This is a genomic window from Streptomyces colonosanans (assembly GCF_001866645.1).
Classification (GTDB): domain Bacteria; phylum Actinomycetota; class Actinomycetes; order Streptomycetales; family Streptomycetaceae; genus Streptomyces; species Streptomyces colonosanans.
Genome location: NZ_MLYP01000010.1, coordinates 73,066 through 91,678 on the forward strand (window position 1 = coordinate 73,066; position 18,613 = coordinate 91,678).

The following is an 18,613-nucleotide window of genomic DNA, read 5'->3' on the forward strand; positions in this document are numbered from 1 at the left end:
CTACGCGGCCCTGCGCTGCTGGCGCGTCGCGGGCGTGGCCTGGGGAGTCTCGGGTGCGGGGTCCTTCGGCGGCGTCGAGATCACCTTCGCCGCGGCACACGACGCCAGCAGGTCCCGCATCGACACGCGGGCCGCTTCGGCCATCACGCGCGGCCGCGCCTCGTCTCGTTCTGAAGCCGGCATGGACGCCTCCTGGTGCCACGGGGGCCGGCGCAGTTAGGCACGCCTAACCACGGACTGACATCCATGTGACCACGCCCGGCACCTGCAACGCAACATCTTGCCGACGGGTTGTCGGTACGTTCGGTCGAAGATACGAAGCACCCGCCGACGGGCCCCTGGCGGTCCGCCCAGGGAGATCCGCCGTCCCGCGCCCACCGGTCGAGCAGGGCACCGCTCAGGCCGACAGCACGCCCAGGTCCACCGTCTCCCAGCGCCGCCCGAAGCCCCTGAGGGTGACGTGGCGCACCTCGTCCGTCGTGTCGCCGACCGCCCGATGGATGATCACGTGGAGCCGGTCGTCCGTCAGGTCCTCGACCTTGCCTTCGCCCCACTCCACGACGACCACGGAATCCGGCAGCGAGACATCGAGGTCGAGGTCCTCCATCTCGCCGAGCCCGCCGCCCAGGCGGTAGGCGTCCACGTGGACCAGCGGCGGGCCCTCCACCAGGGACGGGTGCACACGGGCGATCACGAAGGTCGGGGAGGTGACCGCGCCCCGCACCCCGAGCCCTTCGCCGAGCCCGCGGGTCAGCGTGGTCTTGCCCGCGCCCAGCTCACCGTTCAGCATCACGAGGTCGCCGGCGTGCAGCAGCTTGGCGAGCCGACGCCCCAGCTCCTGCATCTGTTCGGGGGAGGTGATGGTGAGCCGGACGGTGACGCCGTCAGACGCCGGGGTGTGCGAGAGTTCTTCCATCGTCACTCACTTGGAGTAGTGCGCTTCTTACGCCCCGCGAGGGGTCGATTCGGGCCGGACCGCAGCCAGAGGCTGGAAGCCGTCTCCCTCAGGAGAAGGCGGAGTCACAGCCACCCACGGTAGCCGTGATCGGCACCGCCCCCGTACGGGCGAGCAGATCGGCGAGGCGGTCTATCACGACTTCCGGGTGTTCCAGCATGACGAGGTGGCCGGCGTCCGGCACAAGCACCAGTTCGGCATCGGGCAGCAGATCGGCGATCGCCTCGCTGTGCTCGCTCGGCGTGACCAGGTCCTGGACCCCGGCCAGCACGAGGACCGGCAGGTCGGCGAAGCGGGCCAGCGCCGTCGTCTTGTCATAGTCGTTGAACGCCGGGTAGAACTCGGCGACCACGTCGATCGGTGTGCCCTCGATCATCCGCTCGGCGAACCGGGCGACGGCCGGATCGACGTCCCGCGACGCGAACGAGTACCACTTGATGAGCCCCGCGAACAGGTCGGCGGTGGCCCGGCGTCCCTTCTCCACCAGCGCGACCTGCTGCCCCAGCGCCTTCAGCACTCCGGGCAGGATGCGCCGCACGGCGTTGACGCCCGCCATGGGCAGTCCGAAGTTGACCTCACCGAGCCGCCCGGAGGACGTGCCGACGAGGGCGACACCGACGACCCGGTCACGGATCAGGCCGGGGAACTGGTCGGCCAGCGCCATGACCGTCATGCCGCCCATGGAGTGTCCGACGAGCACGATCGGCCCCTCGGGCACGGCCGCGTCTATCACGGCCTTGAGGTCGCGCCCGAGCTGGTCGATGGAGACCGGTGTGCCGTCGGCCTGCGCCATCCCGCGCCCGGAGCGGCCGTGGCTGCGCTGGTCCCAGTGCACCGTCCGGACGACACCGCGCAGCGCGGCCCGCTGGAAGTGCCAGGAGTCCTGGTTGAGGCAGTAGCCGTGGCTGAAGACGACGGTGACCGGGGCCGGGGCCTTACGGCCGAAGAGCCGGCGCCGGCGTGGCGCGGAGCCGCCCTCGGGCTCGACGTCGTCCACCTCGTAGTACAGCTCGGTCCCGTCGTCCGCGTACGCCTTGCCGGGGGTGCCGCGCAGCGCTCCGTACGGACCCGTCGAGTCGAGGGCGAGCCGCGCCCTCCTGCGCATGCCGCGGCCGACCGTCAGCCGCTCAAGGGCGACACCTGCGGCGGCGCCCGCCGCGACCACGCCTATCGCCACGCCGGCGAAACCGGCGGCGCGCCAGTTGCCCGCGGCAGAGGCGGATGCGCCCGCGACGGCCTCCGCGGCCTCGGCGCTGCTCTCGCTCACGTCCCGCTCCTCCTTGCCGAGGGCTCTGCTCGTTCCGCCGGGGGCCTGTCCGGATTTCACCCGTATGGAGTTAGCCCTCTTGCTCCGCATCCACCTTCACGTAGACGCGCGGGACGCGAGTACCGATCCGGGTCACGATTTCGTATGCAATGGTCCCGGCCGCCTGTGCCCAGTCCTCGGCGGTGGGCTCGCCGCGGTCGCCGGCGCCGAAGAGGATCGCCTCCGTGCCCGGCGCGGGCTCGTCGCCGCCCAGGTCCACCACGAACTGGTCCATGGCGATCCGGCCCGCGACCGTGCGCAGCTTGCCATCGACCAGGACCGGGCCGGCGCCGGAGGCGTGGCGCGGGATGCCGTCGCCGTATCCGACGGGGACCAGGCCGAGGGTGGTGGTGCCGGCGGTGGTGTACAGGTGCCCGTAGCTGACGCCGTGTCCGCCGGGGACCTGCTTCACCAGGGCGAGCGAAGCCTTCAATGTCATCACCGGACGCAGTCCGAAGTCGGCTGGGGTGCCGAGTTCGGGGCTCGGCGAGATGCCGTACATCGCGATGCCCGTGCGGACGAGGTCGAAGTGGGCCTCGGGGAGGGTGAGCGTGGCAGGTGAGTTGGCGATATGGCGCACCTCCGGGCGTACGCCCTGCCCCTCGGCGTACGCCACCATCTCGCGGAAGCAAGTGAGCTGGGCCTCGATGGAGGGGTGGCCCGGCTCGTCGGCACAGGCGAAGTGCGACCACAGGCCGACGACGGTGAGCAGGCCTTCCGCCTGGGCACGCAGGGCCTCGGCGACGAGTTCGGGCCAGTCCCCGGGCTGGCATCCACTGCGTCCCAGGCCGGTGTCGGCCTTGAGGTGGACGCGGGCGGGCGCGCCCGCGGCGGCCGCCGCCTCACGCACTTCCGCCAGGGCCCACAGCCCGCTCACGGACACGTCGACATCGGCTTCGATCGCCTGCCGCCAGGGGCCGCCGGGCGTCCAGAGCCAGCACATGATCCGCCCCGGAAGACCGGCCGCGCGCAGAGCGAGGGCCTCCTCCGGCATGGCCGTGCCGAGCCACTGCGCGCCGGCTTCGAGGGCGGCACGGGCGCACGGCACCGCGCCGTGGCCGTACGCGTCCGCCTTGACCACGGCCATCAGGGCCGCGCCCGGCGTGCGGGCACACAGGGCTCGTACGTTGGCTCGAAGGGCCGCCAGATCGATCTCGGCGCGGGCGCGGAGGGGTGCTGTCTCAGAACTTGTCATGGCGCCCCAGTGTCTCAAAGGCCTCCGTCGGCGCTCCGGCGCCGGTGTCGCTCATGGTTCAGGTGCCGGGCTTGCGCCCCCATACGTACACGCGGTCGCCCACCTTCAGTACGCCCCACAGCTTGCGGGCTTCGGCGGGGCGCAGGTTCACACAGCCGTAGGAACCGTCCCCGCTGTCGATGTCGTCGTCCACAGCATGGAAGGCCTGGCCGCCGCTGAAGAACTGGCTGTACGGCATGGGGGTGCCGTAGAGCGACGACCAGTGGTTCTTGTGCTTCCAGAAGATCCGGTGCCACCCGGTGCGGGTCTTGTACCCCGCGGCTCCGGTACGGACCGGCACGGGCCCGTAGATCACCTTCTTCCCCTTCTGCACCCAGGTGAGCTGGTGCGTCAGGTCGATGCACGCGACGCGGTAGGACCGTACGGGGCACTTCCTCGCGACGTCGGGGTCCAAGGCCCCGGGCGGGGCCGGGGAAGCGGCGACGGCGGTCGCTGCGGGCAGAGCGGTGACAACGGCGAGGAGGACCGCGGCACCACGGCTCGCCATACGCGTACTGACCATGTGATCAGACAATCGTAATGGGGCGGCGAGGCGGGTACGCCGCGCTCGCAGGTCACCCGTACGCAGCCACCGCCCCGGCTGACGTTCAGTCGCGCACGTCCCGCCAGGCCTGCGGAATCGCGTTCGCCACGTCGTGCGCCCCCACCGGCCCGCCGTCCGCCGCATACCGGCCCGCGAGGCCGTGCAGATACGCCGCCACGCTCCCGGCGTCCCGCGCCGGGAGGCCGGCCGCGAGCAGCGAGCCGGACAGCCCGGACAGCACGTCCCCGCTCCCGGCGGTCGCCAGCCACGGCGTGCCCGTCGCGTTCACCCGCACCGGCCCGCCCCCGGGGTCCGCCACCAGTGTGGTCGAGCCCTTGAGCAGCACGGTGGCGCCGTACCGCGCGGCCAGTTCCCGTACCGCCGTGAGCCGGCCGCCCTCGACCTCCTCGCGCGACACCCCGAGCAGCGCGGCGGCCTCCCCGGCGTGCGGGGTCATGAGGGTGGGGGCCGAACGACCGCGTACGGCGTCCCGGTCGGCCAGCCGCAGCCCGTCCGCGTCGACGAGCACGGGCACCTCGGCCTCCAGCACCTGAGCCACGCTCGACGCGTCGTCCCCGGCGCCCGGCCCCACGACCCACGCCTGCACCTGCCCGGCCTTCGCGGGCCCCCGGTCGGACACCAGGGTCTCCGGGAAACGGGCGATCACCGCGCTGCCGGCGGGCCCCACATAGCGCACGGCCCCGGCCCCGCCCCGCAGCGCCCCCGCCACGGCGAGCACGGCCGCCCCGGGGTAGCGCGCGGACCCGGCGGCGATCCCGACCACCCCGCGCCGGTACTTGTCGCTCCGAGCCGTCGGCATCGGCAGCAGCGCCGCCACGTCCGCGTGCTGCAGCGCCTCCAGTTCGGCCTCCTCGGGCAGGTCGAGCCCGATGTCGACGAGGCGAACGGTCCCCGCGTGCTCGCGTGCCGGATCGACGAGCAGGGCCGGCTTGTGCGTACCGAAGGTCACGGTGAGGTCCGCCCGTACGGCGTCCCCCCGCACCTCCCCGCTGTCGGCCTCCACGCCGCTCGGCAGGTCCACGGCGACGACGGCCGCGTACGACCGCGCCGCGAGCGAGGCGAGCCGTGCGGCGTCCGGCCGCAGCCCGCCCTTGCCGCCGATCCCGACGATTCCGTCGACGACGAGGTCGGCCCGGTCGATCAACTCTTCGGCGACGTCCGAACGTTCCGAAAGCGCCCTGCCGCCGGCCCTCCGCAGGGCCGCGAGCCCACCCTTGTGGGTGCGTTCGGGCGTCAGCAGCACCGCCGTCACCCCAGCCCCGCGCCGGGCGAGTCGTGCCCCGGCGTACAAGGTGTCACCGCCGTTGTCCCCGCTGCCGACCAGCAGCACCACCCGGCTTCCGTACACCCGGCCCAGCACCTGGGCGCAGGCGGCGGCCAGTCCGGCGGCGGCGCGCTGCATCAGCGCTCCTTCCGGAAGCCGCGCCATGAGCGCACGCTCGGCCGCCCTCACCGTCTCCACGCTGTACGCAGTACGCATACCGCCGAGTCTCCCCCACCACCGTCACGAGGTGGCGCAGGCGCTACCCCTCGGCGATGACCATCGCCGAGGCCACGCCCGCGTCATGACTGAGCGACACGTGCCAGGCCCGTACGCCGAGTTCGGCGGCGCGGGCCGCGACCGTGCCCGTCACGCGCAGCCGCGGCTGCCCGCTGCCCTCGACGTAGACCTCGGCGTCCGTCCAGTGCAGCCCGGGCGGCGCGCCCAGGGCCTTGGCCACCGCCTCCTTGGCCGCGAACCGCGCGGCCAGCGAGGCGATACCGCGCCGCTCACCGCTCGGCAGTAGCAACTCACGTTCCAGGAAGAGTCGTTCGACCAGCCCGGGGGTACGCTCCAGCGCGGCCCGGAACCGGTCGATCTCGGCCACGTCGATACCGACTCCGATGATGCTCATTCCGGCACCCTATGGCGCCGCGTCAGCGGATCCTCACTTGCCGCTGCCCTCGGCGAGGGTGTGCGCCACCAGGGCGTTGGCGTGGCCGTGCCCCAGACCGTGCTCGGACTTGAGCCAGTTGACCAGTTCCATGTGCTTGGTCAGCGGCGAGGAGCGGATGAGGTCCTTCCACTCGGCGATCGGACGGCCGTACTTCTTCTCGATGGAGGGGAAGTAGCTGGCGGGGCCCTTGACGGGTGCGGTCATGGTGGATGTCCTTCCTGCGCTCACGTCTGCGTCCATGCCGTCGTCGGTACAACGTACGGTCATAGGACCGGCGCGGGTACGGGAATTCATCGGCACAGCGCCTTCGCCCTGGCCTTCTCGCTGGGCGGCCACGCCGAGGACGCGGCCCCGCACTTCGCCGCCCTGGGCAACACGGCCTCCGAATTCGCGTGGGAGTACCCGGGCGACTACTGGAGGAACCAGCTCGCGAAGTACCGCAAGGCCGCGCTTGCGACGCTCTGAGGGGGAGGAAGACAGCGGCCCGGTCATCCGCCGGGCGTACCCGCCGCGCCAAGAACGTCCGCGGCTGCCCCGGGCCGCCCCGGCCCCCGACACCCGGGTCCGGTGTGGCCCCACGCCCCAGAACGCCCTACTCCACCGTGACGGACTTCGCGAGGTTCCGCGGCTGGTCGACCTCGTTGCCCCGGGCCGTCGCCAGTTCGCAGGCAAAGACCTGCAGCGGTACCGTCGCGACCAACGGCTGGAGCAGGGTCGGGGTCACCGGGATGCGGATCAGGTGGTCGGCGTACGGGACCACGGCCTCGTCGCCCTCCTCCGCGATCACGATCGTGCGGGCGCCCCTCGCCCGGATCTCCTGGATGTTCGAGACGATCTTGTCGTGCAGGACCGAGCGTCCGCGCGGCGACGGCACCACGACCACGACCGGCAGGTCCTCCTCGATCAGCGCGATCGGCCCGTGCTTCAGCTCGCCCGCCGCGAAGCCCTCGGCGTGCATGTACGCCAGTTCCTTGAGCTTCAGGGCGCCCTCCAGCGCCACCGGGTAGCCCACGTGCCGGCCCAGGAACAGCACCGTGTTCTTGCCCGCGAGGGTGCGCGCCAGCTCCCGTACCGGCTCCATGGTCCTGAGGACCCGCTCGACCTCGTGGGAGATCTTCGACAGGTCGCGGATGACGGCCCCGACCTCGTCGCCCCACTTCGTGCCGCGCACCTGCCCCAGGTACAGGGCCACCAGGTAGCAGGCCACGAGCTGCGTCAGGAACGCCTTCGTCGAGGCGACCGCGACCTCCGGGCCCGCGTGCGTGTACAGCACGGCGTCCGACTCGCGGGGGATCGTGGAGCCGTTGGTGTTACAGATCGCCAGCACCTTGGAGCCCTGCTCACGGGCGTGCCGGAGCGCCATCAGCGTGTCCATGGTCTCGCCGGACTGGGAGATGGCGACGACCAGCGTGCGCGGGTCGAGGATCGGGTCCCGGTAGCGGAACTCGCTGGCCAGCTCCACCTCGCACGGGATCCGCGTCCAGTGCTCGATGGCGTACTTGGCGATGAGCCCGGCGTGGAAGGCGGTCCCGCACGCCACGATCACCACCTTGTCTACCTCGCGCAGCTCGGCGGCCGAGATCCGCAGCTCGTCCAGGCACAGCGAACCGGCCGCGTCGATCCGGCCGAGGAGCGTGTCGGCGACCGCCTTGGGCTGCTCGGCGATCTCCTTGAGCATGAAGTAGTCGTAGCCGCCCTTCTCCGCGGCCGAGACGTCCCAGTCGACGTGGAAGGTGCGGACGTCGGCGGGCCGTCCGTCGAAGCCGGTGACCGTCACCCTGTCCCGCCGCAGCTCCACCACCTGGTCCTGGCCCAGTTCGATCGCGGAGCGCGTGTGGGCGATGAACGCCGCCACGTCCGAGGCGAGGAAGGCCTCGCCGTCCCCGACGCCGACCACGAGCGGCGAGTTCCGCCGGGCGCCCACGACCACGTCCGGCGCATCCGCGTGCACCGCGACCAGCGTGAACGCGCCCTCCAGCCGCCCGCACACCAGCCGCATCGCCTCCGCGAGGTCCGCGGTCACGGAGAACTCCTCGGCGAGCAGGTGCGCGACGACCTCGGTGTCCGTCTCGGAGGCGAGGGTGTGGCCGCGCTCCTCCAGCTCGGCCCGCAGCACCGCGAAGTTCTCGATGATCCCGTTGTGGACGACGGCGACGCGGCCCGCGTTGTCGAGGTGCGGATGCGCATTGGCGTCGGTCGGGGCGCCGTGGGTGGCCCACCGGGTGTGCCCGATGCCGGTGGTGCCGGTCGGCAGCGGCCGGTCCCCCAGCTCCTTCTCCAGGTTGACCAGCTTCCCGGCCTTCTTGGCCGCAGCCAGGCCCCCGTCCGCGAGCACGGCCACGCCGGCCGAGTCATAGCCCCGGTACTCCAGCCGCTTCAGTCCCGCCACGACCACGTCGAGCGCCGACTGCGGCCCCACGTATCCCACGATTCCGCACATGTGCCGCAGCCTACGGTCAGCGCGGCGCCCGAACCTCCCGGAACGTGCCCGAAATCGGAAATTCCTACTGGGGTACGTGGAGCCGAGGAAGCCGTCCGGATCAGCCGAGCTTGGTGAGCTTCGCCAGCTGGGCGTCGACGATCTGCGTCGGGAACTCGAACTCCTTGCCGGTGCCGAACGAGGCGAGGTTGATGGCGGGGAAATAGGCGATGGTGGCACCCTTGCGGACCACGACGGTCTTCACCGGCGCCTTCACACCCCCGTCACCCACCACCGTCAGGGTCAGGGCCAGTGCCTCGTCGGCACCACCGGGCTCCTGGGTCGTCACCACCTTCGCGAACTTTGCCTTCTCGCCGGCCGCGGTGTAGGAGAAACCGTCGGCGCACTTCTGAGCGGCCGCCTTCAGATCCTTCATCGCCCGCTCGGCACCGCCGTCCGCGTAGGAGGCGAGCGTCTCGACGCTCTTCTCCTTGTCGAGGCCCGCCAAGAACTTCTCATCGTCGGTGGCGCCCGCCGCGGGCTTCTCGGCATCGCCCAGCCACACCCGCTTCACCGTGGCCGCGGGCTTGCCGACGTAGCTGGCCGCCTGGAGGTACGCGAGCGGTGCGCAGGTCCCGTCGTCCGCCTTCACCTTGTCCTGCGCGGTGTCGTCCTGCGCCGGAACCTTGGTGAGGATCTTGCCGCTCTTGACATCCGCCTGCGTGAGCGCGGCCTTCTCCAACTCCGTGGCGCTCAGCACCTTGGCGGGAGCGGCGGAGGCTGCCTTGTCCGCCTGGGCGGTCTTCCCGTCACCGCCCTTGCCGTCGTCGTCGGAGGATCCGCCACAGGCGGTGGCGAGCAGGGCGAGAGCCGCGGCGGAAGCGGCGAGGGCGGCACGACGCACGGTGCTGGATCTCACGAAGGAAGGTCTCTCTACTCTTGCCTGCGGGTCCCTCCGCACGCTTTACGCATACTTTACGTACGGCCCACACACAGGTGATCAGGGTTTTACCGCCCGGTATCCGACCGTGACGGCGACGTGATCTTCCTTGGGGCGCCGCACCTCAAGGCGCCCGGACGCCGGCGTGACGCAGCCCACGCGGCCACCCGCTCAATCTCCGTTCACAATGGACTGTGATCTCTCCGGTCTCCTCGATGCCCCGGAGCGCCCACCGGTCCCGGCCGGAGGCGACTCCCTACGTCGACCTCACCCGTACCGAGTGGAGCGCGCTGCGCGACAAGACGCCGCTGCCGCTGACCGCCGAGGAGGTCGAGAAGCTGCGCGGTCTGGGCGACGTCATCGACCTCGACGAGGTACGGGACATCTATCTGCCGCTGTCCCGGCTGCTCAACCTGTATGTGAAGGCCACGGACGGCCTCAGGGGCGCCCTCAACACCTTCCTCGGCGAACAGGGCTCCCAGTCCGGCACCCCGTTCGTCATAGGCGTGGCGGGCTCGGTGGCGGTCGGCAAATCGACCGTCGCCCGCCTCCTCCAGGCCCTGCTGTCCCGCTGGCCCGAACACCCGCACGTGGAACGGGTCACCACCGACGGCTTCCTGCTGCCCACCCAGGAACTGCGGGCTCGCGGCCTGATGTCCCGCAAGGGCTTCCCCGAGTCCTACGACCGCCGCGCGCTGACCCGCTTCGTCGCCGACATCAAGGCCGGCAAGGACGAGGTGACCGCCCCCGTCTACTCGCATCTGATCTACGACATCGTCCCCGGTCAAAGGCTCACCGTCCGCCGCCCGGACATCCTCATCGTCGAGGGCCTCAACGTGCTCCAGCCCGCCCTTCCCGGCAAGGACGGCCGCACCCGCGTCGGCCTCGCGGACTACTTCGACTTCAGCGTGTACGTCGACGCCCGCCCCGAGGACATCGAACGCTGGTACCTCAACCGGTTCAGAAAGCTCCGCCAGACCGCCTTCCAGAACCCGTCCTCGTACTTCCGCAAGTACACCCAGGTCTCCGAGGAGGAGGCACTCGACTACGCCCGTACGACCTGGAGAACCATCAACAAGCCCAATCTGCTGGAGAACGTGGCCCCGACACGCGGCCGCGCCGCCCTGGTGCTGCGCAAGGGCCCGGACCACAAGGTCCAGCGGCTGAGCCTGCGCAAGCTGTAGGGCCCGTACGGAGGAAAGCACCGAGCCTGTTAGATAGGCGCCATGCTGCATCTGCGCCTGATAGCCCCGGTGGAGAAGACCGACAAGGTGGTGCACCTGATCGAACAGACGGTCGGCACCGCCCATCTGATCGTGCTGCGGGACGCCGCCCGCGATCCCGCCGGAGACGTGGTGCTGTGCGACGTCGCCCGCGAGTCGGGCGACGAGCTGATCGGCGGGCTGAAGGGGCTGGGCCTGGAGGAGACGGGTTCGATCGCGGTCGAGGACATCGGCCTGTCGCTGTCCCGGCGGGCCGAGGAGGCCGAGAAGGAGGCGCCGGGCGACGGCGCCGACGCGGTGCTGTGGGAGCAGCTGGCGGACGAGACGCACGAGGAGTCGACGCTGTCGGTCACCTACGTCGCCTTCATCATCCTCGCCACGATGATCGCGGCCTGCGGTGTCGTCCTCGACAACGCGATCCTGATCGTGGGCGCGATGGCGGTGGGCCCGGAGTTCGGCCCGCTGGCGGGGATCTGCACGGCGCTGGTGCAGCGGATGCCACGGCTGGCACTCCGCTCGCTGACCGCGTTGCTGGTGGGCTTCGCGGCCGCGATGCTGGTGACGGTCGGCTTCACCTATTTCATGGACGCGGTGGGCCTGTTCAGCAAGGTCCAGCTGGAGGCGGTGCGGCCGAACACCAACTTCATCTACCGCCCGGACGCGTTCTCGTTCGTCGTCGCCGTCCTCGCGGGCATCGCCGGCACGCTCTCGCTGACGTCGTCGAAGTCGGGTGCGCTGGTGGGCGTCGCGATCTCGGTGACCACCGTTCCGGCGGCGGCGAACGCGGCCGTGGCCTTCTCCTACGACGAGTACCGCCAGGCGTGGGGCTCCAGCGAACAGCTGCTGCTGAACCTGCTCGGCATCGTCCTGGCGGGCACGCTCACCCTGCTGTCCCAGAAATGGCTCTGGGCCAGGCAGCGCGAACGTGCCGCCAGGACGAAGGGGTACCAAACACCCGGGACCTAGTGCCGCAACAGGCAACGTTTGCCCCGTCGCGACGCCCGGCACGGCACCTCGCCGCGAGCTTTCCGGCAGACCTTTCCGGTCACAGCACTAGCCGAGCGCCGACTTCACCACGTCCGCCAGCCGCCCGGCCACCGACCGGGCCTGGTCGATGTCGGCCGCCTCGACCATGACCCGTACCAGCGGCTCCGTCCCCGACGGCCTCAGCAGCACCCGTCCGGCCGTCCCCAGCTCACGCTCCGCCTCGGCGACGGCGGACACCAGCTCCACAGACGTGCCCACCCGGGTCTTGTCCACGTCCGGGACGTTCACCAGCACCTGCGGCAGCCGCTCCATCACGGACGCGAGGTCCTTGAGCGTACGGCCGGTCTCGGCGATCCGCGCCGCCAGCAGCAGCCCGGTCAGCGTGCCGTCGCCGGTGGTGGCGTGGTCGAGGATGATGACGTGGCCGGACTGCTCGCCGCCGAGCGCGTAGCCCTTCTCCTTCATCTCCTCCAGCACGTACCGGTCGCCGACCGCGGTCTGCACGAGCTTGAGTCCCTCGCGCTCCAGGGCGAGCTTGAAACCGAGGTTGGACATGACGGTCGCGACGACGGTGCCGGAGCGCAGCGTGGAGCGCTCGCGCATCGCCAGCGCGAGCACGGCCAGGATCTGGTCGCCGTCCACCTCCTGACCGGTGTGGTCCACGGCCAGACAGCGATCCGCATCGCCGTCGTGCGCTATGCCCAGGTCGGCACCGTGCTCGAGGACGGCGGCACGCAGCTTGTCCAGGTGGGTGGAGCCGCAGCCGTCATTGATATTGAGCCCGTCCGGCTCCGCGCCGATGGTGACGATCTCCGCTCCCGCGCGCGAGAACGCCTCGGGCGATACGCCGGAGGCGGCACCGTGCGCCTCGTCGAGGACGACCTTGAGCCCGTCGAGCCGGTTCGGCAGCGCGTCGAGGAGGTGGGCCACGTACTGGTCGAAGCCCTCGTCGTACGTCTTCACCCGGCCGACCCCGGCTCCCGTGGGCCGGTCCCAGGGGGCGCCGGTGCGGTGCTCCTCGTAGACGGACTCGATCCTGTCCTCCAGCTCGTCGGCGAGCTTGTGGCCGCCGCGGGCGAAGAACTTGATGCCGTTGTCGGGCATGGCGTTGTGGCTGGCGGAGAGCATCACACCCAGATCGGCTCCGAGCGCACCCGTCAGATACGCGACGGCGGGGGTGGGCAGTACGCCGACGCGAAGCACGTCCACGCCCGCGCTGGCGAGACCGGCGACCACGGCGGCCTCCAGGAACTCCCCGGACGCACGCGGATCCCGCCCGACGACCGCCGTCGGCCGGTGGCCCTCGAAGGTGCCCGCCTCGGCCAGTACGTGCGCCGCCGCCACGGAGAGGCCGAGCGCCATCTCGGCCGTCAGGTCCGCGTTGGCGACACCGCGCACGCCGTCCGTGCCGAAGAGTCGTCCCACTGTGGTGTCCTCCGAACTTGCTGCGAATGTGCGGCTCATGTCAGGTGTTCGGACAGGGACCGGATGCGCATATCGACCGGGCCCCTGCCTCGAGGCTTATCCCAGGGAGCTGTCTCCCGCCTGTCGGGATGCTCCATAAGCCTGTGACATGCAACCGTCCCAGGTAAACGTACGCCCCGGCGGCACGAAGCGTGCTGCCGGGGCGATACATGCGCGCAGCAGGCGGGATGGCGCCTGCTGCGGCCAGCGAACGCGATTAGCGCTTGCTGTACTGCGGAGCCTTGCGGGCCTTCTTCAGACCGGCCTTCTTCCGCTCGACCGCACGGTCGTCGCGCTTGAGGAAGCCGGCCTTCTTCAGCGGGCCGCGGTTGTTGTCGACGTCCGCCTCGTTCAGCGCACGGGCGACACCGAGACGGAGCGCACCGGCCTGACCGGAGACACCGCCACCCGCGATGCGGGCGATGACGTCGTAGCGGCCCTCGAGCTCGAGCACCTTGAAGGGCTCGTTGACTTCCTGCTGGTGCACCTTGTTCGGGAAGTAGTCCTCGAGGGTGCGACCGTTGATCTTCCACTTGCCGGTGCCCGGAACGATCCGGACGCGGGCAATGGCGTTCTTGCGACGACCCAGGCCGGCGGCCGGCTGGGGCTCACCGAAGCGCGAGGCCATGGACTCGGAGGTGTACTCGCCCTCGAGCGGGACCTCGGTCTCGGTGGTGTAGCTGTCGATGTCAAGCTCTTCGAGCGGCTGCTCGGCAGTGGTCTCGGCCACGATTCTCCTCAGATTCTCTTCAGCTTTAGGGGGTGGCCGGAATTACTGCGCGACCTGGGTGATCTCGAACGGCACCGGCTGCTGGGCAGCGTGCGGGTGCTGGTCGCCCGAGTAGACCTTCAGCTTCGAGAGCATCTGACGACCGAGGGAGTTCTTGGGGAGCATGCCCTTGACGGCCTTCTCGACGGCCTTCTCCGGGTTGTTCGCCAGCAGGTCGTCGTAGCGGACGGAGCGCAGACCACCCGGGTAGCCGGAGTGGCGGTACGCCATCTTCTGCGTCCGCTTGTTGCCGGACAGGTGCACCTTGTCCGCGTTGATGATGATGACGAAGTCACCGGTGTCAACGTGGGGCGCGTAGATCGGCTTGTGCTTGCCGCGCAGAATGCTGGCGGCAGTCGTGGCGAGACGACCCAGGACGACGTCCTGAGCGTCAATGACGTGCCACTGGCGCGTCACATCGCCGGGCTTGGGGCTGTACGTACGCACGGTTCGTAGCCTTCGCTTCTTCAGTGAGGTTCCTGACAAGGTCACCGAAGACGATCACGACAGCCCTGACCGCACCACGGTGACGCAAACCGCGTGCTGGTCGCTGGTCATCGGCCCGGCGGACCGGTGTAAGGGCCCCTCACGTGAGAATGAGCAAGCCAATACACACAACGAACAGCCAGAATAACGGGACCGCCCGTACGGGTCAAAACAGGCCCGCTCCGCGCGCTCGGCCGGGGTACGGAACGCTTCACCGCCCCGGGCCGGGGTGGACCGCGGTGCTTGACCGAGACGGGACAAGGCGTGTCGCGGCCCGTCTAAGATGCGCCGCATGAGTTATGGGCAGGGGGAGCCCCCGTGGGATCCCTGGAAACCGGGTTCCCAGCAATCACCGTCGGGTAGCAGCGGCACTCCGGACTGGGCCGCCCTCGCCGAGGCCTCCGAGGCGCGCACCAAGCGCCGTCGGCTGCTGCTGGTCCTCGGCTGCGCCCTGACCACGATCGCGGTGGGCGCCGCGGTGGCTGTGGCGATCGTGTCCGCGGACGGCAGCTCCCATGCCTCCGACAATCCCTCCCACAGCCTGCCCGGCACCGCCGACATCCCCAGCGAGAGCGCCAACACCGCCCCGACGTTCGCGCCGACCTCGGCCCCTCCCCCGCTGGACCCGATGGATTTCATCTCCAGCTCGAAGAAGGACACCGCCCCGATCGGCCCGGACACGCTCTTCCCCGACACCCGGCTGACCGTGGGCGCGAACGTCTACAAGAAGGGCCCCACGGCCTCCGCGACGAACTGCGCCTCCGCCACGCAGGGCACGCTCCCCGCCGTACTCACCAAGAACGGCTGCACCCGCGTCATCCGCGCCACCTACACCAGGGACGGCGTCGCGGTGACGGTCGGCGTGGCCCTCTTCGACACCACGGCCCAGGCGACCAAGGCCAAGCAGGGAGCCGACAGCAAGAGCAACGTCGTCTCGCTCTCCGGCGGCGGCGTGCCCGCGTTCTGCCGTACGAAGATCTGCCGCAACACCGCCAACTCCGTCGGCCGCTACGCGTACTTCACGCTCGCCGGCTTCACCGACGGCAAGAACGTGACGACCAAGGACGCGAAGGTGTTCACGGCCGGTGACGACCTGGCCGAGTACGCGTTCCGCCAGATCCGCCACCGCGGCGAGGCGCAGGCCTCCGCAGCCGCCGACCGGTGACCTGCCACACGGGGGTCCACGCCCTTCCCGGGGAACGCCGGGACGTCGTGTCGCCGGTCATGGAATCGGCGTGACGTCATGCGTATGCGGGGGCGGGTCGGACTGATTGGGGCCGCGATCGGCGCGGCGCTGACGGCGCCTGTGGCGGTGTGGGCCTGGCCGGACAAGGACGAGCAGGAAGCCGGGACGGTCCGGACCGACTTGCGCGAACGGGACCCGCAGGCGACCCCGGCCGCACGCCGGGTGTACGCGATGCTGGCCGGCCTGGAGAACGACGCGCGTCACGGCCGTCCGAGCCGCACGGTGATCGGCCAGCACGTGGAGCTGCACAACGAGCGGTACAACCCGGGATACGGCGACTACCGGGGCCCCAAGCAGCCGGGCTACTACTACCGCAAGGCCCGGGACATCACCGGGCGGCTGCCCGGATTCGTGGAGCTGGACCTGGGCCCCGGGTACGGCCGGCCGGGCTGGGCGGTGGGCGAATCCCGTTCCTACTCGCGTTCCTGGCCGAGCTGCCGCCCGCTATGGGGGTACGTCGACGACGCCGTGGATCTCGCCCTCGGTGTCTGGACGGGCCTGCCCCGGCCGGCCGACGGCTCGTACCACCCCTCCGGCACACACGCGGACTGCGCGTCCGGCGGCGAGGTCTCCCTGCCGCACAACGGGGGCGGTCCGGCGGGCATCGTCGGCTTCTCCTTCCATCAGCCGTACCCCGGAAGCCCGGTCAAGGGCTTCCCTCAGACGCTGCACCGCAACTCGCCCGGCGCGCGGGACCCCGGCTGGTTCGCCCGTGTGGTCACCCCTGGCAGCACCGAGCACCGGGCTCTGCTGCACGACCTCGACTTCCTCACCGACCACCTGGGTTACCTCGCCGACCGCGGGGTTCCGGTTCTGCTGCGCCCGTACCACGAGATGAACACGCGATCCGGGCACGGCTTCTGGTGGGCGGGCCGGGACCCGGCCTGGTACCGGCAGTTGTGGCGCCTGACGTACGACCACCTGGTGCGGCGACGCGGACTGCACAACCTGATCTTCGTCTGGGCGCCGAACTCCTGGGACGGGTCCTACGGACACCGGCCCGACCCCTACTACCCGGGCCACGGCTATGTGGACGTGGTGGGCGTCGACGACTACAGCGACACCCCCTCCGAGCCCTTCGGCCCGGGGGCGTGGACGGAGGTCTGGTACCGCGGCCTGGAGCAGTACCGCAAGCCCCGGATCATCGCCGAGTCCTTCCACGTGCCGCTCAACGCCGCGCAGCCGGACACCCTGACCAGAACGCCGTGGGTGCTGTGGACGGTGTGGGGCCAGGCGCTGACGTACGACAACGTCTCATCGCCTCGGGGGAAGAACACGGGAGCGGATGTGAAGCGGACCTACTGGTCCTCCAAGGTGATCAGCGGCAGCGACTGGGCACGTTCGGTCATCAGTCAACAATGAGCCTTTACGAGTCGGTTAATTTTTGACCACAACATTCACACACGCTTCTCTTACATATCTGAAGCATGTAAACATCGTGCACCTGTTCGGCCGGTGGTCTGGGCGCCCATGGGGGGGCATCTGAGGGGTAGCGGCCGAGACGCCGAAGAGGCGTTCGAGGACCTGCACGCCAGGACGTGAACATGCGACGCGCGTAGGGCGTCATTCCGCCCTGCCCGCTCCCTCGATGCGCCGACCGATCTCACAGGAGTTCCGCAGTCGTCATGGCATCGACATTTGTCGACGGGGGTGCGCCGCACTCGCGGCACAACCAGAAACTCACTCAGCGAACCGCGACGTGGAAGCCCGGGATCCTCCCGTTCCTGCTGCCGTTCGTCCTCCTGGTCATCATGGGGCTCTGGACCTACCGGCCGAGTTCGTCCGCGCTGAGCTGGGCCCTGACCATCGTCTGGTCCCTGCCTGTGATCGGCGTGATGGTCGGCCTCCAAGGTGCTCTGCTGATCCGCCGCCGGGTCCGCCAGAGCGACCGGATGATGCCTCCCGCACTGGTCGAGCAGGACTTCCTGATCGCCCTCTGCCCGACCATCGGACGGCACGACACCTACCCGGCCCTGGAGCGCTCGATCCTCTCGTACGTCGAGCACCTGCCGGAGTGGTTCCCGTACATGCGCGTCGACATCCTCACCGAGGAGGGCTGCGAGGCGGCGGAGGCCATCGACCGGCTCGCCGACTCCCACCCGCTGATCCGGGTGATCACCGTCCCCAAGGACTACGTCCCGGCCAACGGCACCCGTTTCAAGGCCCGCGCCAACCACTACGCCCACGAGCTGCGCATCGCGGAGGGCGAGGCCCTGGACTACGTGTGGGTGCTGCACATGGACGACGACACCGGAGTCGGCCCCGACACCGCGTCCTCGCTGGCCCAGTTCATCAACCGGCAGCGCCGTGCCCACCCCGACGAGGTCAAGCACATGGCCCAGGGCATCCTCACGTATCCCCGCGAGAACGCGGTCAACCAGTTCACCTGGCTCGCGGACGCGGTGCGGCCCGCCGACGACATCGCCCGCTTCCGCGCGCTGACCGGCCTCGGCACTCCGGCCGCCGGTGTGCACGGCGAGCTGCTGGTCCTGCGCGCCTCCATCGAGGCCACTATCGGCTGGGACTTCGGCCCCAAGGAGATCGTCGAGGACGCCCGCCTCGCCCTGACCTTCTGCCGCAAGTACCCGGGCCGCAGCGACTGGTTCAACGGCCGCTGCTACGGCGCCTCCCCCGCCAACTCGGCAGACTTCGTGAAGCAGCGCGAACGGTGGGCCTGGGGCCTGGTGGCACTCTGCTTCAACAAGGCCGTGCCCTGGCGCTACCGCTGGTTCCTGTCGATCTGCGTGGCCACCTGGATCCTCGGCCCGCTCCAGCACATCACCGCCGTGCTGCTTCTCGGCTGGCTGATCGACGACATGAACACCTCGCCCGTGACCCAGTCCGTGGTCATCCTGTGGGCGCTCAACTTCGCCTATGTCATCTGGACCTACTGGGAGGGCCTGCGACTGAACGCGCTCGCGTCGGTCAACGGCCGGCGCAAGTGGTGGGAGCCGATTGTCGTGATCGCACTCATCCCCGTCTTCTCCGTGCTGGAGGGACTCGGAGGCTTCAAGGGCTTCCTGAAGTTCGTCCGGCGCGAGGAGAACAAGTTCGTCGTGATCGCCAAGCCCGCCTGACCGTC

General features: G+C 70.3%; 18 protein-coding genes. 5 read left to right on the forward strand and 13 right to left on the reverse strand.

Annotated features, from left to right (window positions below; genetic code table 11):
* The 10 genes from BIV24_RS05080 to BIV24_RS05125 form a co-directional block, all read right to left on the reverse strand.
* Positions 1 to 183 carry a hypothetical protein gene (locus BIV24_RS05080; protein ID WP_071364933.1) on the reverse strand — a complete coding sequence of 61 codons (183 nt, stop codon included), beginning with the start codon at positions 181 to 183 and terminating at the stop codon, positions 1 to 3.
* 214 nt (positions 184 to 397) lie between these two features.
* Positions 398 to 916, reverse strand: a complete 519-nt coding sequence (gene tsaE / locus BIV24_RS05085; protein WP_071364934.1) for a tRNA (adenosine(37)-N6)-threonylcarbamoyltransferase complex ATPase subunit type 1 TsaE — start codon at positions 914 to 916, stop codon at positions 398 to 400.
* An 88-nt stretch (positions 917 to 1,004) separates the two neighbouring features.
* Positions 1,005 to 2,222 carry an alpha/beta fold hydrolase gene (locus tag BIV24_RS05090; protein ID WP_071364935.1) on the reverse strand — a complete coding sequence of 406 codons (1,218 nt, stop codon included), beginning with the start codon at positions 2,220 to 2,222 and terminating at the stop codon, positions 1,005 to 1,007.
* Positions 2,223 to 2,292: 70 nt separating this feature from the next.
* Entirely contained in the window at positions 2,293 to 3,456 is a 1,164-nt protein-coding gene (gene alr, locus BIV24_RS05095; protein WP_071364936.1) for an alanine racemase, read from the reverse strand.
* A 58-nt stretch (positions 3,457 to 3,514) separates the two neighbouring features.
* On the reverse strand, positions 3,515 to 4,018 hold the full coding sequence (locus BIV24_RS35040) for a L,D-transpeptidase (protein ID WP_425442525.1): 504 nt from the start codon (positions 4,016 to 4,018) through the stop codon (positions 3,515 to 3,517).
* A gap of 85 nt (positions 4,019 to 4,103) precedes the next feature.
* Positions 4,104 to 5,540, reverse strand: coding sequence for an NAD(P)H-hydrate dehydratase (locus BIV24_RS05105; protein WP_107459213.1), 1,437 nt, complete (start codon positions 5,538 to 5,540; stop codon positions 4,104 to 4,106).
* A 43-nt stretch (positions 5,541 to 5,583) separates the two neighbouring features.
* A complete protein-coding gene (locus tag BIV24_RS05110) occupies positions 5,584 to 5,955 on the reverse strand; it encodes a holo-ACP synthase (RefSeq protein ID WP_071364937.1) in 372 nt (123 codons plus the stop codon).
* Positions 5,956 to 5,988: 33 nt separating this feature from the next.
* Positions 5,989 to 6,201, reverse strand: a complete 213-nt coding sequence (locus BIV24_RS05115; protein ID WP_071364938.1) for a DUF4287 domain-containing protein — start codon at positions 6,199 to 6,201, stop codon at positions 5,989 to 5,991.
* A 388-nt stretch (positions 6,202 to 6,589) separates the two neighbouring features.
* The gene (gene glmS, locus BIV24_RS05120) at positions 6,590 to 8,437 is read right to left on the reverse strand and encodes a glutamine--fructose-6-phosphate transaminase (isomerizing) (RefSeq protein WP_071364939.1); all 1,848 of its coding nucleotides are present in this window, start codon (positions 8,435 to 8,437) and stop codon (positions 6,590 to 6,592) included.
* 100 nt (positions 8,438 to 8,537) lie between these two features.
* A complete protein-coding gene (locus BIV24_RS05125; RefSeq protein WP_071364940.1) occupies positions 8,538 to 9,335 on the reverse strand; it encodes a hypothetical protein in 798 nt (265 codons plus the stop codon).
* 236 nt (positions 9,336 to 9,571) lie between these two features.
* Between BIV24_RS05125 and coaA the strand changes: the two genes are divergently transcribed.
* Complete coding sequence (gene coaA, locus BIV24_RS05130) at positions 9,572 to 10,540, forward strand: type I pantothenate kinase (protein ID WP_071364982.1); 969 nt, start codon at positions 9,572 to 9,574, stop codon at positions 10,538 to 10,540.
* Between the two features lie 42 nt (positions 10,541 to 10,582).
* Entirely contained in the window at positions 10,583 to 11,545 is a 963-nt protein-coding gene (locus BIV24_RS05135; protein ID WP_071364941.1) for a DUF389 domain-containing protein, read from the forward strand.
* 87 nt (positions 11,546 to 11,632) lie between these two features.
* Here the strand turns inward: BIV24_RS05135 and glmM are convergent, their stop codons facing one another.
* The 3 genes from glmM to rplM all read right to left on the reverse strand — a co-directional run bounded on the left by glmM (position 11,633) and on the right by rplM (position 14,246).
* Positions 11,633 to 12,991 carry a phosphoglucosamine mutase gene (gene glmM, locus BIV24_RS05140; protein ID WP_071364942.1) on the reverse strand — a complete coding sequence of 453 codons (1,359 nt, stop codon included), beginning with the start codon at positions 12,989 to 12,991 and terminating at the stop codon, positions 11,633 to 11,635.
* 256 nt (positions 12,992 to 13,247) lie between these two features.
* Positions 13,248 to 13,760, reverse strand: coding sequence for a 30S ribosomal protein S9 (rpsI, locus tag BIV24_RS05145; protein WP_071364943.1), 513 nt, complete (start codon positions 13,758 to 13,760; stop codon positions 13,248 to 13,250).
* Positions 13,761 to 13,802: 42 nt separating this feature from the next.
* The gene (rplM, locus tag BIV24_RS05150; RefSeq protein ID WP_071364944.1) at positions 13,803 to 14,246 is read right to left on the reverse strand and encodes a 50S ribosomal protein L13; all 444 of its coding nucleotides are present in this window, start codon (positions 14,244 to 14,246) and stop codon (positions 13,803 to 13,805) included.
* Positions 14,247 to 14,577: 331 nt separating this feature from the next.
* On the opposite strand from rplM, the gene BIV24_RS05155 reads away from it, so the two are divergent.
* The 3 genes from BIV24_RS05155 to BIV24_RS05165 all read left to right on the forward strand — a co-directional run bounded on the left by BIV24_RS05155 (position 14,578) and on the right by BIV24_RS05165 (position 18,608).
* A complete protein-coding gene (locus tag BIV24_RS05155) occupies positions 14,578 to 15,450 on the forward strand; it encodes a hypothetical protein (protein ID WP_071364945.1) in 873 nt (290 codons plus the stop codon).
* A 78-nt stretch (positions 15,451 to 15,528) separates the two neighbouring features.
* Positions 15,529 to 16,893, forward strand: coding sequence for a glycoside hydrolase family 26 protein (locus BIV24_RS05160; protein WP_107459215.1), 1,365 nt, complete (start codon positions 15,529 to 15,531; stop codon positions 16,891 to 16,893).
* Positions 16,894 to 17,156: 263 nt separating this feature from the next.
* Complete coding sequence (locus BIV24_RS05165) at positions 17,157 to 18,608, forward strand: glycosyltransferase family 2 protein (RefSeq protein WP_071364947.1); 1,452 nt, start codon at positions 17,157 to 17,159, stop codon at positions 18,606 to 18,608.
* Positions 18,609 to 18,613: the final 5 nt, after the last annotated feature.